The organism is Kytococcus sedentarius, from assembly GCF_041937525.1.
Classification (GTDB): domain Bacteria; phylum Actinomycetota; class Actinomycetes; order Actinomycetales; family Dermatophilaceae; genus Kytococcus; species Kytococcus sedentarius_A.
In genome coordinates this window covers 2008959-2023680 of sequence record NZ_CP169391.1, presented here as the reverse complement: position 1 = coordinate 2023680, position 14722 = coordinate 2008959, and the positions used below count along the sequence as shown (strand labels likewise).

Here is a 14722-nt window from a genome sequence, read left to right as displayed (position 1 = left end):
GTGGGAGGCGATGTGGACACGCATCGGCCGTCCCCATCCCGCCCTCACGGTCCACATCCTCCGTGCACGCCTCGTCAACAGGCCGGCTCCGCGAGAGGACGCCGCAGAACCGGCTCGTCCACAGGATCCACAGGACCGATGACGATGACGACTCCTTCTCTCCATGATGGGGTGTGCACCGCGTACGTGAGGGGATCGGTGACGCTGCGAACGGGACCGGGGCCCGGGATGACGGCGCGCTACGCTTCGCCACGAGATGTACGTGCCCACGGGGGATCCCCGCCCCGATCCGCCGGAGAGCAGTGAGGAAGTCATGGAGTTCCAGGTTCAGCGTGATGTGTTGTCCGAGGCGGTTGCGTGGGTCGTGCGCGGCCTCACCAACCGTCCGCCGGTGCCGGTGCTCGCCGGTGTGCGTCTGGTGGCGGACCCCGCCGGCACGCTGACGCTCTCCGCCTTCGACTACGAGGTCTCCGGTGAGGTCACCGTGGAGGCCGACGTCGTGACCGGTGGTGAGGCCCTGGTCCTGGGCCGCCTGCTCTCGGAGATCTCGCGTTCGCTGCCGGACAAGCCGGTCCGCATCGAGCAGGAGTCCGGCAAGCTGCAGGTGACCTGTGGGTCCAGCCGTTTCGCCCTGTTGGAGATGCCGCTGGCGGACTACCCCTCCCTGCCGTCGGCCCCCGAGGGCAGCGGCACCGTGGACGGGGCCCTGTTCACCAAGGCTGTGGCCCAGGTGTCCGTGGCCGCCGACCGCAGCGACGCACTGCCCATCCTCACCGGTGTGCACGTGGAGTTCGATGGTGAGCGCATCACCATGCTGGCCACCGACCGCTACCGCATGGCTCGCCGCGAGCTCACGTGGACGCCGCGCGACCCCTCCGCCCACCACGTGGCGCTGGTGCCCTCCCGCACCCTGTCCGACACCGCCAAGAGCCTGGGCGCGGTCGGGTCGGTGGACATCGCCCTGGGCGACGAGGCCGGCGGCAAGGGCCTCATCGGCTTCTCCGCCGGGCAGCGCCACAGCACCACCCGCCTGCTCGACGGGGAGTACCCCAAGGTCTCCAGCATCTTCCCCACGACGAGTGACACCGATGCGGTGATGGAGACCGCCGCCCTCATCGAGGCCATCAAGCGCGTCTCGCTGGTGGCCGAGCGCACCACGCCGGTGCGGCTGCGGTTCACCCCCGGCTCGGTGGCCATCGAGGCCGGCACGGGAGACGACGCCCAGGCCTCCGAGGCCGTGGAGTGCACCCTGGACGGCGACGAGATCGACGTGGCCTTCAACCCGGGCTTCCTGCTGGACGGCCTGGGAGCCTTGGGCACGCCCTTCGCGCGGATGTCCTTCACCCAGCCGGGCAAGCCCGCGCTGCTCACCGGGCAGGCCGAGGGTGACGGCGAGGCGGACGACTCGTTCAGCTACGTGATCATGCCGGTGCGCTTTCCCGGAGCCTGATCCTCCGCGAGAATGAACCCCTGACCCGTTCGACCCCCTCACCCCAGGAGCTCTCATGCAACTCGGACTCGTCGGCCTCGGCAAGATGGGCGGCAACATGAAGACCCGGCTCGAGCGGGCCGGTCACGAGGTGGTCGGTTTCGACCTGGACCCCCAGCTGCGCGACGTGGACAGTCTGCAGGCGCTGGTGGAGTCGCTGGAGGGCCCCCGGGTGATCTGGGTGATGGTTCCGCACGGCAAGCCCACGCGGGCCACCATCGACGAGCTGGCCCGGTACATGGAGTCCGGCGACCTCATCATCGAGGGGGGCAACTCGCCCTACCAGGACGACCTGGAGCACGACGCGAAGCTGTCCGAGAAGGGCATCGGCTACGTGGACTGTGGTGTCTCCGGCGGCATCTGGGGCCTGGAGAACGGTTACGGCCTGATGTGCGGTGGCCGCCCGGAGCACGTGGAGATGGCCATGCCCATCTTCGACGCGCTGCGCCCCGAGGGCCCGCGTGAGGAGGGCTTCGTGCACGCCGGTGAGGTCGGTGCCGGCCACTACACCAAGATGGTGCACAACGGCATCGAGTACGGCCTCATGGCGGCCTACGCCGAGGGCTACGAGCTGCTCATGGCCAAGGACATCGTCAAGGACGTCCCGGGTGCCTTCAAGGCGTGGAGCCGCGGCACCGTGGTGCGTTCCTGGCTGCTGGACCTGCTCGTGGACGCCCTGGAGGAGAAGCCGGGCCTGGAGGACGTCTCGGGCTACACCACCGACTCCGGTGAGGGCCGCTGGACGGTCATCGAGGCGGTGGAGAACGCCGTGCCGATGCCGGTGATCTCGGCCGCGCTGTTCTCGCGCTTCGTCTCCCGCCAGGAGAACTCGCCGGCCATGCAGGCCGTGGCAGCGCTGCGTGGCGGCTTCGGTGGGCACGACGTGATGACGCACGGCGACGAGCCCTGGGACCGCCCCAAGCAGGTGCACAAGGGTGCCGAGCCCGCCGACACCTCGGGTGAGGCAACCCCGGGAGCCGTCGACGACGAGGCGTGAGCGCCCGTCACTGGCCGGGTGTCGCATGAGGTTGCGGCACCTGGCGGTGCGGGACTTCCGCTCCTACGAGCAGGCGGACCTGGACCTGCCGGCGGGCGTCACGGTCTTCGTGGGGCGCAACGGCCAGGGCAAGACCAACCTGGTGGAGGCTGCGGGCTACTTGGCGAGCCTGGGTTCGCACCGGGTGAGCTCGGACCAGCCGTTGGTGCGGGTGGGGGCTGAGCACGCCATCATCCGCGGGGCGGTGGACCGCGAGGGTCGCGAGACGGTCCTGGAGCTGCAGCTGAACCCGGGCCGGGCCAACCGCGCGCAGCTGGGACGCACTGCGGTGCCGCGGGCCCGCGACGTGCTGGGCACCCTGCGCACGGTGCTCTTCGCCCCGGAGGACCTCGCCCTGGTGAAGGGGGACCCCGCGGGGCGACGGGCCTTCCTGGACGCCCTGCTGGTGGCCCGACAGCCGCGCTGGGCGGGCGTGCAGTCCGACTACGCGCAGGCGCTCAAGCAGCGCAACGCCCTGCTCCGGGACGCCCGGGCGGCGCGTTCGGTGCCGTCCTCCTCCACCCTGGCCATGCTCGATGCGTGGGACGAGCACCTCGCGATGGGGGGCGCTTCCCTCCTCTACGCGCGTCTACGACTGGTGCAAGACCTGCGCAGATTCGTGGAGAAGGCCTATCGACAGGTGAGTGACGCCGCCTCCGAGGCCGGCATGACCTACCGCTGGTCGCTGGCGGGCGACGAGGCCGACGGGATGGCGGCCGAGCTGGCCGAGGGCGGTGGGGTGCCGGAGCGTGACGAGCTCGCCCGGGTGTTCGTCGACTCCCTGGCGGCGATGCGGCAGCGCGAGCTGGAGCGCGGCATCACGCTGGTGGGCCCGCATCGGGACGAGCTCGACCTCACCCTGGGGCCGGTGCCGGCCAAGGGGTACGCCAGTCACGGGGAGTCGTGGTCGTTGGCGCTCTCGCTGCGGCTGGCGGCGTTCGAGCTGCTGCGCACCGACCTGGGGACGGACCCGGTGCTGGTGCTCGACGACGTGTTCGCGGAGCTCGACACCGGACGTCGGGAGCGGCTCGCCGAGCTGGTGGCCGATGCGGAGCAGGTGCTGGTGACGGCGGCGGTGGAGACCGACGTGCCGGAGAGCCTGCGGCAGAGCGCGCACCACGTGGACGTGGTGCTGGGCAGCGCGGAGCCGCGGGCATGAGCACCCCCCAGGGGCCGGGGGCCCGGCCGGACGACGCCCAGCCGGACACGGCCGGAGCCGGCGAGGAGGCCCTGGACGCTGCGGACCTGAGCCTGGCGCGGATGCGGGACATGGCCCGGTCCCGGGGACTGCGTCCGGGTGCGCCGGGGCGGCGTTCGCGGAAGCGGCCGGGAGGTGCGACGAGCGCCCAGGGGAAGGGGCGGCGTGATCCGCAGACGCTCGGGGCGGAGTTCACCCGCATGATCGAGGACCGCGGCTGGGGCTCGGAGCTGAAGGTCGGCCGCGTGATGGGTGACTGGGTGGGCATCGTGGGCCCGGACGTGGCAGCCCACAGCCTGCCGGAGTCCTTCGAGGACGGGGTGCTGCTGGTGCGCGCGGAGTCCTCCACCTGGGCCACGCAGCTGACGATGCTCACAGCCACCTTGCAGAAGCGGCTGGATGACGAGCTGGGTTTCGGGGTGGTGACCTCGGTGCGCGTGGTCGGACCGGCCGCGCCCTCCTGGAAGCACGGCCGGCGCCGCATCGCCGGACCCGGACCCCGCGACACCTACGGCTGATCCCTCCCTGAACCACCGTGGCCCCGTCCTCCACGAGCGCTTCCCTCCACGAGCGCTGGCCTGGCGAGGACTCTCCGGCTGAGGCCCCTGTGACCGCCTCGGGGGCTGGGTGGCATACCCGGACATGGCCGGAGGTCGGTTCGTGCGCAGGTGGTGGGGTCACTGGCCGATTTCGGGCCGCTGAGCCTGTGGATGGAGGCGGGAAATCGGCCCCTCCTTGGTAGCATGCACTGTTCACTGTTCCCTCGCGCGCACGCGCGCGTGGAGGCCCCAGGGCCAAGCAGTGACGAGCACGTGACAACCAGCCCACCCATCCAGGGAGACCCGTGGCCGACCAGCCGAACCAGCCCGACCAGCAGGCACCGTCCTACGACGCCAGTTCACTCCAGGTGCTCGAGGGCCTGGAGGCGGTCCGCAAGCGCCCCGGCATGTACATCGGGTCCACCGGTGAGCGCGGTCTGCACCACCTGGTGTGGGAGATCGTCGACAACGCGGTGGACGAGCACCTCGCGGGGCACGCCGACCGCATCGAGGTCACGGTCCTGCCGGACAACGCGATCCGGGTGGTGGACAACGGCCGCGGCATCCCCACCGACGTCCACGCCAAGGAGGGCATCTCCGGCGTCGAGCTCGTGCTCACCCAGCTGCACGCGGGTGGCAAGTTCGGCGGCGACTCCTACGCGGTCTCCGGTGGTCTGCACGGCGTGGGCTCCTCGGTGGTGAACGCGCTCTCCTCGCGCTTCGAGGTGGAGGTGCGCCAGAAGGGCCACGTGTTCCGCCAGTCGTTCACGGTCGGTGTGCCCGACGCGCCGCTCTCCAAGGACGAGGCGATCGACGACGAGGTCACCGGCACCACGATCACCTTCTGGCCCAGCGCCGAGATCTTCGACACCACCATCATCGACTTCGAGACCCTGCGGGCGCGCTTCCAGCAGACCTGCTTCCTCAACAAGGGCCTCACCATCCAGCTCACCGACGAGCGCCCCCGCGAGACCGACGCGGACGACGAGGGCCTCGACCAGGTGGCCGAGGACGTGGCCGAGGGCGTCGACGCGGCCGAGGACACTCCCCCCATCGAGGACGGACAGTCCGATGGGGAGAAGCCCGCCGCCGCTGCCAGCGGCGCGGCGCGCACGGTGACCTACCGCTATGACGACGGCCTGCTGGACTACGTGCGCCACCTGAACAACACCAAGAAGTCGCAGGCGGTGAACGACGAGATCATCGCGTTCGAGACCGAGGACACCGAGCGCATGCTGCAGTGCGAGGTGGCGATGCAGTGGACCTCCTCGTACTCCGAGTCCGTCCACACCTACGCGAACTCCGTGAACACCCACGAGGGCGGCACGCACGAGGAGGGCTTCCGTGCGGCCCTGACCCGCCTGGTGAACGAGTTCGCCCGCACCAACAAGCTGCTCAAGGAGAAGGACCCGGCCCTCACCGGTGAGGACGTCCGCGAGGGCCTGACGGCCGTCATCAGCGTGAAGCTGGGCGAGCCGCAGTTCGAGGGGCAGACCAAGACCAAGCTGGGCAACTCCGAGGTCAAGGGCTTCGTGCAGCGCGCGATGGCCGACCAGCTGGGGCACTGGCTGGAGGCGCACCCCGGCGAGGGCAAGGCCATCGTGGGCAAGGCCGTCCAGGCGGCGCAGGCCCGCATGGCCGCCCGCAAGGCCCGTGAGGCCACCCGCCGCAAGGGGCTGCTGGAGTCCGGGGGCCTAGCCGCCAAGCTGAAGGACTGCCAGAGCAACGACCCCACGGTCTCGGAGATCTTCATCGTGGAGGGCGACTCGGCCGGCGGTTCGGCCATCTCCGGGCGCAACCCCTTCAACCAGGCCATCCTGCCGCTGCGCGGCAAGATCCTGAACGTGGAGAAGGCGCGCCTGGACCGCATCCTGTCGAACGCCGAGGTGCAGGCGCTGATCTCCAGCTTCGGCACCGGCATCGGTGAGGAGTTCGACATCACCAAGGCGCGGTACCACAAGATCGTGCTGATGGCCGATGCCGACGTGGACGGCATGCACATCCGCACGCTGCTGCTCACGCTGCTCTTCCGGTTCATGAAGCCGCTCATCGAGCACGGCTACGTGTACCTGGCGCAGCCGCCGCTGTACCGCCTGAAGTGGACGAACGCCGAGCACGACTTCGCGTTCACCGACCGGGAGCGCGACGCCCTCACCGAGGCCGGTCAGGCCAAGGGCCGCCGCCTGCCCAAGGAGAACGGTGTGCAGCGCTACAAGGGTCTGGGTGAGATGAACTACCAGGAGTTGTGGGAGACCACCATGGACCCGGACAACCGCGTGCTGCGGCAGGTCACCATGGACGACGCCGCTGCCGCCGACCAGGTCTTCTCGGTGCTCATGGGTGAGGACGTGGAGTCCCGCCGCTCGTTCATCCAGCGCAACGCGCACGACGTGCGCTTCCTGGACATCTGATGCCGCCGGTGGTCGGGCCCTCGATGGCGCTCGATCACGCCGTCTGAGACTTTCTAGCGACTACAAGATATTGAGGAATAGACAGTGAGCGAGCAGCCTCCCCAGGACCCGAACGAGCCGACCGAGCCCATCGACGACGCCCTCGAGGCCGACGCGGTCCTTCCCCCGGTGGTGGACGACGGCTCCGAGATCCCCGAGCACGGCCGCGTGGAGCCGGTGGACCTCTCCAGCGAGATGCAGCGCAGCTACATCGAGTACGCCATGAGCGTGATCGTCTCGCGTGCGCTGCCGGACGTCCGCGACGGCCTCAAGCCGGTGCACCGCCGCATCGTCTACGCCATGTACGACGGCGGCTACCGCCCCGACCGCTCGTACAACAAGTGCGCCCGCGTGGTGGGTGACGTGATGGCGAACTACCACCCGCACGGTGACAGCGCCATCTACGACGCGATGGTGCGCCTCTCGCAGCCGTGGTCCATGCGCTACCCGCTGGTGGACGGCCAGGGCAACTTCGGCTCCGCCGGTGACGACGGCCCCGCCGCCCCCCGGTACACCGAGTGCCGTATGCAGCCGCTGGCCATGGAGCTGGTGCGCGACATCACCGAGGACACGGTCGACTTCGAGCCCAACTACGACGGCCGCACCATGCAGCCCACCGTGCTGCCGGCCCGCTTCCCGAACCTGTTGGTCAACGGCTCCGCGGGCATCGCGGTGGGCATGGCCACGCAGATCCCGCCGCACAACCTGCGCGAGGTCGCCGAGGGCTGCCAGTGGCTGCTGGAGCACCCCGAGGCCTCCAAGGAGGAGCTGCAGGAGAAGCTGCTCCAGGTGGTCAAGGGCCCAGACTTCCCGACCGGCGCCAAGATCATGGGGCGCACCGGCATCGAGGAGGCCTACCGCACCGGCCGCGGCTCCATCACCATGCGCGCCGTGGTGGAGGTGGAGGAGATCCAGGGCCGCACCTGCCTGGTGGTCACCGAGCTGCCCTACCAGGTGAACCCGGACGCCCTGGCCCGCAAGATCGCCGAGCTGGTGAAGACCGGCAAGCTCCAGGGCATCGCCGACCTGCGCGACGAGACCTCCGGCCGCACCGGCCAGCGCCTCGTGGTGGTGCTCAAGCGTGACGCCGTGGCCAAGGTGGTGCTGAACAACCTCTACAAGCACACCCAGCTGCAGCAGAACTTCGGCGCCAACATGCTCGCCCTGGTCGATGGGGTGCCGCGCACCCTGCCGCTGAACGCTTTCGTGCGCCACTGGGTGGACCACCAGGTCGAGGTCATCGTCCGCCGCACCACCTACCGCCTGAAGCGCGCCGAGGAGCAGATCCACATCCTCCGCGGCCTGCTCAAGGCGCTGGACATGCTCGATGAGGTGATCGCCCTCATCCGTCGCTCGCCCACCGTGGAGAAGGCCCGCGACGGCCTGATGGAGCTGCTCGACATCGATGAGGTGCAGGCACGCGCCATCCTCGACATGCAGCTGCGCCGCCTGGCCGCGCTGGAGCGTCAGAAGATCATCGACGAGCACGACCGGCTGCAGGCCCTCATCGAGGACCTCGAGGACATCCTGGCCACGCCGGCCCGCCAGCGCACCATCATCAGCGACGAGCTCGCGGAGATCGTGGAGCAGTACGGCGACGAGCGCCGCACGGAGATCGTGCCCAGCGACGCCGAGGTCAACATGGAGGACCTCATCCCCGACGAGAACGTGGTGGTCACCATCACGCGTGGCGGGTACGCCAAGCGCATCCGCGTGGACGCCTACCGTTCGCAGCGTCGTGGCGGCAAGGGCGTGCGCGGCACCACGCTGCGCGCGGACGACGTGGTGGACCACTTCTTCACCACCCAGACCCACGGGTGGCTGCTGTTCTTCACCGATGCGGGGCGCGTCTACCGAGCGCGTGCCTGGGAGCTGCCCGAGGGCTCGCGCGACTCCAAGGGTCAGCACGTGGCCAACATCATGGCCTTCGGCCCGGACGAGAAGATCGCCCAGGTGCTGACCATCTCCGACTACGAGGCGGCGCCGTACCTGGTGCTGGCCACGAAGAACGGTCTGGTGAAGAAGACCCGCCTCACCGAGTACGACTCGCCCCGTTCCGGCGGCCTCATCGCGGTGAACCTGCGCGAGGGCGACGAGCTGGTGGGTGCCGAGCTGGTCTCGGAGGCCGACGACATCCTCATGGTGAGCCGCAAGGGCCAGAGCCTGCGCTTCACCGCATCGGACGACCAGCTGCGCCCGATGGGGCGTGCCACCTCCGGTGTGACCGGCATGCGCTTCCGCGGGGACGACGACCTGCTGGCCATGCGGGTGGTGCCGCAGGAGCACGCCGAGGAGGCCGAGGTCTTCGTGGTCTTCGAGTCCGGCATGGCCAAGCGCACCGGCGTGGACCAGTACCGCGTGCAGGGCCGTGGTGGCCTGGGTGTGAAGGTGGCCAAGGCCTCCGACCGCGGCGGCGACCTGGTGGGCGCCCTCGTGGTGGGTGACCACCACGAGGTGATGGTGGTCATGAGCTCGGGCAAGGTCGTGCGCAGCCGGGTGGACGAGGTCCGCATCACCGGCCGTGACACCTCCGGGGTGCGGTTCGCCGACCCCGGCAAGAAGGAGCACATCGTGGCCGTCGCGCGGACCCATGTCGAGGAGGAGGCCGCCGAGGAGGTGGCTGACGCCGTGGCCGACACCACTGCTGAGGCCCAGACCGCGGCCTCGTCCGGAGAGGATGACCAGTGAGCACCACCGACCGCCGGGCCCCGGCACGCCGACGCAGTCGTTCCTCCCGCCGCGACAGCGCCCCCACGGGCGCGGGCCGGCTGGACCTGAGGTCCCTGTACGGCGGGGGCGACGGTGACCGTCGGCCGCTGCGCCGGTCCACCGTGGGTTCGGTGGACCTCTGGTCGGCCCTCAAGCTCTCCTTCCTCACCGGTGTGGGGTTGGGGCTGGCCATCGTGGCCGGGGTGACCCTGCTGTGGGTGGCGCTGTCCACCGTGGGCGTCTTCGACGACGTCAACAAGCTGGTGGGTGAGCTGGTGGGCACCGAGGCCGACCAGGGTGGTGGCTCCACCCTCACCGACCTGCTGGGCCTGGGCTCGGTGTTGACCTTCACCACGGTGTTCGCGGTGATCAACACCCTGGTGGTGACCCTCCTGGGCTCGCTGCTGGCGTTGATCTACAACCTCATGTCGGCCCTCGTGGGTGGGCTGCGGGTGGACCTCATCGAGGACTGACCATGCCGCATCGACCGTGCCCACCGGCACCCTGGCAGGGTGGGCACGGTCGATTGGCGCGATGCGGGGAGCGTGCTGTACCGTAGCCCCTCGCGTCACGATCTCGTCGTGAGCGCACGGGCCTATAGCTCAGTCGGTTAGAGCGCTGTCCTGATAAGACAGAGGTCACTGGTTCAAGTCCAGTTAGGCCCACCCATCACCTCCCCAGGGGGCCTTGGCGCAATTGGTAGCGCATCTGCTTTGCAAGCAGAGGGTTAGGGGTTCGAGTCCCCTAGGCTCCACCAGAGAGACACAGGTCGGACAAGAGGTCCGCCCAGCGCAGCAGCGCGGGGCGGACCTCTGTCGTTTCCCGGCCACTGGGCCTGACCCGCTACCCTCCGAGCATGCCCACCATCGCCCGCGCCGAGAACGTCGCGTACGTCGACCGTGAGGACGAGGTGGTGGTGGCACTGCTGCCGTCCGGCCCCATCCGCATCCTGCAGGGACCGACCGTCGTGGTGTGGGACCTGACGGGTGAGGGTGCCCGGGAGCGGGAGCAGCTGGTGCAGGAGGTGCTCGCCTCCTACGGCGAGTACCCGCCCGAGGCCCCGGCGCAGCTGGACGAGGCCATCGATCTGCTGCTCACCGAGGGCTTCCTCACCGCGTAGGCTGCGGCCATGAAGAAGATCCTGTTGGCCGGAGCGGTTGTCGGTGCCGCCGTGATGATCGCCCGCACGCTCGACCAGAGCGCCAAGACCTCCGAGCTGTGGTCCGCCGCGACGGCAGACCTGCCCGACCAGGTCTGAGAGCCACCGGGGCGAGAAGCCACCGACCCCACGCACGAGGAGGGCCGCACCCCACGGGGTGCGGCCCTCCTCGTGCGTGGGGTCGGTGGCTCAGGCGATCAGTTGCGCAGCCACTTGCCGTCGGTCTGCTCCGAGGTCTCCTTGACCGAGTCCCGCGCGGGGTCCTGGACCGTCGGGTTCGGGCCGGTGTAGGGGTCACCGTTGTTGTCGGCCGGGCGGGCGTCGCGCGGGTTGAGGCGCTCACCGACGGTCGGGATCGACTGGGTGGGGGCGTTGTCCCCGGCGATGTCGTCGGCCCGGTCGGCGTAACCCGTCGCGATGGGGCCGGTGTTGGCCGGGTCCTCGAAGCGACGCTCCGAACGCTGCGCGGGGCCCTCGTCGTGGGCCGCGGTCCCCTCCTTGGGCGCGGACCCGGCCGGCGTGCCCACGGTGTCCCGCTCGGTCGGGGGGAGGTCGACGGGGGCGGCCTGGTCGGGGTCCGTGCGGGTGCCGGAGCCACCCGGGGCCACGGACTGACGGTTCTCGCTGGCCAGGGCGGACACGGGGCGGCGGACGTTCTCGTCACGTGCCTCGGCAGCCTCGGACGGGGTCAGGTGCACCTTCTCCCCGGCCGTGGGAGCCGGCTCGGTGGCGGCGCTGGAACGCATACCGGCACCGGGGTTCGCGGCCGCGGAGACGGCACGGCGACCGCTGGTGGCGGCCCACGGGTCGTCGGAGGAGGCCACTCGCTGCCACGGGTCACCCTGACGGCGCTTCTCGTCGGTGTACCAGAAGTACGCGGCGCCACCCATCAGGGCCAGGCCGAGCAGCATCAGGATGCCGCCCTTGCGCTTCGGCTTCTTGACGGTCTCACCGGCCACGAAGGAGAGCGCACCGTCCTTGGCGGCTGCGTGGTTCTTGGCGTCCACGGTCTCGTCGACCATGCCCTGCAGCTTGGGCAGCAGCTCGTCCACGATCCAGTCGCGGGCCTGGTCGACCTTCTCCGGGGCGGCCTCCAGACCGTGGGTCACGGTGTCGGCACCGTGGTCCACACCCTCATCGATGCCGTGGGCGGCCTTGGAACGGCCGCTGGCGAAGGCGGCGGCGACGGTGGGGATGAGCGCACCCAGTGCGGACCCTGCGTTCTTCGCCGAGGCGGACACACCCTCCGCGGTGTGCTCACCGAACTTCTTGGCACGCACCCCGGCGTCGTGCGAGGCGTCGGTGGCGGCGTGGAAACGGTCGCGGGCGCTCTCCGCCCAACGCTCACGCGCGGTCTTCTTGCGGAACGGGTTGTCGATCACGAGTCCTCCTCGGTCGTGGGCACTGCCCCCATCCTGCCCTGAACCCCTGCGCGTTCTCCACCCGGTGGGCCCTGAGCGGTGGTCTGTGACAATGGGGACATGAACATCACCCTTCACACGAACCTCGGGGACATCCCCGTCGAGCTCTTCGAGAACCACGCCCCCAAGACCGTCGAGAACTTCGTCGGCCTGGCCCAGGGCACCAAGGAGTACAAGGACGACGCGGGCCGTACCAACCCGACCCCCTTCTACGACGGTCTGGGCTTCCACCGCATCATCGACGGCTTCATGATCCAGGGTGGCTGCCCGCTGGGCACCGGCACCGGTGGCCCGGGCTACATGTTCGACGACGAGATCTCCCCCGACCTCGCCTACGACCGCCCCTACCTGCTCGCGATGGCGAACGCCGGCACCCGCATGGGCAAGGGCACCAACGGTTCGCAGTTCTTCATCACCGTGACCCCCACCCCGCACCTGCAGGGCAAGCACACCATCTTCGGTGAGGTGAAGGACGCCGAGGGCCAGGCCGTGGTCGACAAGATCGCGAAGGTGCCCACCGGTCGCATGGACGCCCCGGTGGAGAAGGTCGAGATCACCAGCGTCACGGTCAACGACTGACGGACTGGCTGGGCCACCGGCATGAGCACACCGGCTTTCGGTGAGTCCGACGCGCACCGCCCCTCCTCTGCGGGGGGCGGTGCGCCGGTGTGCCCGCGGCACCCGGACCGCACCAGCTACATCCAGTGCCAACGATGCGGGCGCCCCGCCTGCGGTGACTGCCAGCGGCAGGCGCCCGTCGGCATCCAGTGCGTCGACTGCGTGCGCTCGGCCTCCCGTGCTCTCCCGGCCCAGCGCTCGGCCATGGGGGGCCGGCGCTTCGGGAACCTGGGGGACATGCCCGTCACCTACGGGCTCATCGGCATCTGCGTGGCGGTCTGGGTGCTGCAGCTGCTCTTCCCGCGCCTGACCCTCGAGGGGGCCTTCGTGGCCGGGCTGGCGGACTCCGAGCCGTGGCGTTTCCTCACCTCGGCCTTCCTGCACGACCCCTCCGGCCCCATGCACCTGCTGTTCAACATGTTCGCCCTGTGGACGGTGGGCGGGTACCTGGAGAAGCTGCTGGGGCAGGTGCGCTTCGCCGCGCTCTACCTGGTGAGCGGCTTCGGCGGCGGTGTGGGCTCGCTGCTGCTCTCCACCCCGCCGGACCTGGAGGCCCGTTCCGTGGGCGACTGGTTCTCGCCCAGCGTGGGGGCCTCCGGCGCCGTGTTCGGCCTGTTCCTGGCCCTGCTGGTGGTCGACCACGCGCGGGGACGCACCGTCACCCCGATGCTGGCCCTCATCGGAGTGAACCTGGTGATCGGCTTCGTCTACCCCAACATCGAGTGGCAGGCGCACCTGGGCGGTGCGGTGACCGGTGCGGTCATCGCGTGGGGGATGACCCGCGGCTCGCGCACCCGCAGCCCGGCCCTGGTGTGGGGTGTGATCGCCGCCGTCACCGTCGTTCTCCTGGTGGCGACCGTGGTGCGTTACCTGACGGTGCCGGATCTTCTGATCACCGGCTGACCTGCGGAATCACACGCGTGTAGTTCTGTCCCCAGCCTGTGGACAGTGTGTGGACAGTGCCCGATGAGGGGTCACTGCCAGCGCGTCGCCAGGAGGAATCCGGCCATGAGGAAGCCCATGCCCGCGGCCACGTTGTAGTAGCCCCACGCCCCCACCGGGTACTCGCCCTGGGTGACGTAGTAGACGACCACCCACAGGATGCCCAGCACCATCAGCCCCACCATGGTGGGCACCAGCCAGCGGGGGTTCATGCCCGACGCGGTGCCCTGGATCTCCTCGCGGTGCGGATCCGTGGGCTCCTCGGCATCGCGCAGCTCGGGGGGAAGGTTGCTCATGGTGGCTCCTGAGGGGGATCGGGGGATGGGATCGGGTCGGTCGGATCGTTCGGCATCGGGAGTCGCTGGGCGCCCATCTTGTCGCACCGCGCGTGGGAGACTGGCCCGGACTCGCCCACGGGCCCAGGAGGAGCCGATGAGACCACTGTGGAGGACCGCCGTCCCGGTGGTCACCGTGGCCGCCGGCCTGCTCTTCGGCATCTCCGCCTCGGTGGCCGATGGCGACGACATCCGCCCCGAGAACCGCGGCCGCGCCGAGGCCCTGCGGGATCTCGAGGAGGCCGTGGCGGGCAAGGAGGAGGAGGTCCGCGCGCTGCGAGTCGACGTGGACGCCGCCCTGGGGGAGCGAGGGGTGGACTCGCCCGGGTCCGATGACCCGCTCGTGCGCGCAGCAGGTCTGAGCGAGGTCTCCGGCTCGGGTCTCGAGGTGGTGCTGGACGACTCACCCCTGCGAGGTGACGAGGTGCCCGAGGGGTTCGGGGCGAACGACCTGGTGATCCACCAGGAGCAGCTGCAGGCAGTGGTCAACGCCCTGTGGGCAGGGGGCGCCGAGGCCGTGCAGCTCATGGACCAGCGCCTGGTCTCCACCTCCGCCGTCCGCTGTGTGGGCAACACGCTCATCCTGCAGGGTCGCGTGTACTCGCCGCCCTTCGTCGTCCGGGCGATCGGTCCGGCCGACGAGATGCGCTCCCAGCTCGACGCCTCCCTGGAGGTGCAGCTGATGCGGGAGTACAGCTCGCTCCTGCAGCTCGGCTACTCCGAGGACGCGGTGGGCTCGATGACGGTCCCGGCCTTCGGTGGGGAGCTCCAGCTGCGGGCCACGTCGGGAGCCACGGACGCCTGAGCGCCTCTCAGGGGCCCGGGT

14 protein-coding genes and 2 tRNA genes are annotated in these 14722 nt (G+C 70.2%); 14 read left to right on the top strand and 2 right to left on the bottom strand.

From position 1 onward, the window contains the following. The first annotated feature begins 313 nt into the window (after window positions 1-313). The 11 genes from dnaN (at window position 314) to ACEY2A_RS09350 (ending at window position 10679) form a co-directional block, all read left to right on the top strand. Complete coding sequence (dnaN, locus tag ACEY2A_RS09400; protein WP_374928343.1) at window positions 314-1450, top strand: DNA polymerase III subunit beta; 1137 nt, start codon at window positions 314-316, stop codon at window positions 1448-1450. Window positions 1451-1505: 55 nt separating this feature from the next. Next, window positions 1506-2486 carry a phosphogluconate dehydrogenase (NAD(+)-dependent, decarboxylating) gene (gene gnd, locus ACEY2A_RS09395; RefSeq protein ID WP_374928342.1) on the top strand — a complete coding sequence of 327 codons (981 nt, stop codon included), beginning with the start codon at window positions 1506-1508 and terminating at the stop codon, window positions 2484-2486. Window positions 2487-2511: 25 nt separating this feature from the next. Then, entirely contained in the window at window positions 2512-3684 is a 1173-nt protein-coding gene (recF, locus tag ACEY2A_RS09390; RefSeq protein ID WP_374928341.1) for a DNA replication/repair protein RecF, read from the top strand. Further along, a complete protein-coding gene (locus ACEY2A_RS09385) occupies window positions 3681-4241 on the top strand; it encodes a DUF721 domain-containing protein (RefSeq protein ID WP_374928340.1) in 561 nt (186 codons plus the stop codon). The genes recF and ACEY2A_RS09385 overlap by 4 nt, the downstream gene beginning before the upstream one ends. A 326-nt stretch (window positions 4242-4567) precedes the next feature. Further along, a complete protein-coding gene (gyrB, locus tag ACEY2A_RS09380) occupies window positions 4568-6673 on the top strand; it encodes a DNA topoisomerase (ATP-hydrolyzing) subunit B (protein WP_374928339.1) in 2106 nt (701 codons plus the stop codon). A gap of 84 nt (window positions 6674-6757) precedes the next feature. Continuing rightward, entirely contained in the window at window positions 6758-9400 is a 2643-nt protein-coding gene (gene gyrA, locus ACEY2A_RS09375) for a DNA gyrase subunit A (RefSeq protein ID WP_374928338.1), read from the top strand. After that, the gene (locus ACEY2A_RS09370) at window positions 9397-9894 is read left to right on the top strand and encodes a DUF3566 domain-containing protein (protein ID WP_374928337.1); all 498 of its coding nucleotides are present in this window, start codon (window positions 9397-9399) and stop codon (window positions 9892-9894) included. Before gyrA ends, ACEY2A_RS09370 begins: the two co-directional genes overlap by 4 nt. A 118-nt stretch (window positions 9895-10012) precedes the next feature. Next, window positions 10013-10086: transfer RNA gene (locus ACEY2A_RS09365), tRNA-Ile, on the top strand. A 16-nt stretch (window positions 10087-10102) separates the two neighbouring features. Then, window positions 10103-10178, top strand: a tRNA-Ala gene (locus ACEY2A_RS09360). A 99-nt stretch (window positions 10179-10277) separates the two neighbouring features. Beyond that, window positions 10278-10541 carry a hypothetical protein gene (locus tag ACEY2A_RS09355; protein ID WP_374928336.1) on the top strand — a complete coding sequence of 88 codons (264 nt, stop codon included), beginning with the start codon at window positions 10278-10280 and terminating at the stop codon, window positions 10539-10541. 9 nt (window positions 10542-10550) lie between these two features. Then, the gene (locus ACEY2A_RS09350) at window positions 10551-10679 is read left to right on the top strand and encodes a DLW-39 family protein (RefSeq protein WP_374928335.1); all 129 of its coding nucleotides are present in this window, start codon (window positions 10551-10553) and stop codon (window positions 10677-10679) included. A 98-nt stretch (window positions 10680-10777) separates the two neighbouring features. On the opposite strand, the gene ACEY2A_RS09345 is transcribed toward ACEY2A_RS09350, so the two are convergent. Then, window positions 10778-11962, bottom strand: coding sequence for a hypothetical protein (locus tag ACEY2A_RS09345; protein WP_374928334.1), 1185 nt, complete (start codon window positions 11960-11962; stop codon window positions 10778-10780). Between the two features lie 99 nt (window positions 11963-12061). On the opposite strand from ACEY2A_RS09345, the gene ACEY2A_RS09340 reads away from it, so the two are divergent. Then, window positions 12062-12580 (top strand): peptidylprolyl isomerase, encoded by a 519-nt coding sequence (locus ACEY2A_RS09340; protein WP_374928333.1) that lies wholly within the window; start codon window positions 12062-12064, stop codon window positions 12578-12580. Between the two features lie 21 nt (window positions 12581-12601). Continuing rightward, window positions 12602-13522, top strand: a complete 921-nt coding sequence (locus tag ACEY2A_RS09335; RefSeq protein ID WP_374928332.1) for a rhomboid family intramembrane serine protease — start codon at window positions 12602-12604, stop codon at window positions 13520-13522. 71 nt (window positions 13523-13593) lie between these two features. On the opposite strand, the gene ACEY2A_RS09330 is transcribed toward ACEY2A_RS09335, so the two are convergent. Next, window positions 13594-13857, bottom strand: coding sequence for a cell division protein CrgA (locus ACEY2A_RS09330; RefSeq protein ID WP_374928331.1), 264 nt, complete (start codon window positions 13855-13857; stop codon window positions 13594-13596). A gap of 136 nt (window positions 13858-13993) precedes the next feature. Here ACEY2A_RS09330 and ACEY2A_RS09325 point away from each other — a divergent pair, with 136 nt between their 5' ends. Next, window positions 13994-14701 (top strand): DUF881 domain-containing protein, encoded by a 708-nt coding sequence (locus ACEY2A_RS09325; protein WP_374928330.1) that lies wholly within the window; start codon window positions 13994-13996, stop codon window positions 14699-14701. Window positions 14702-14722 lie beyond the last annotated feature (21 nt).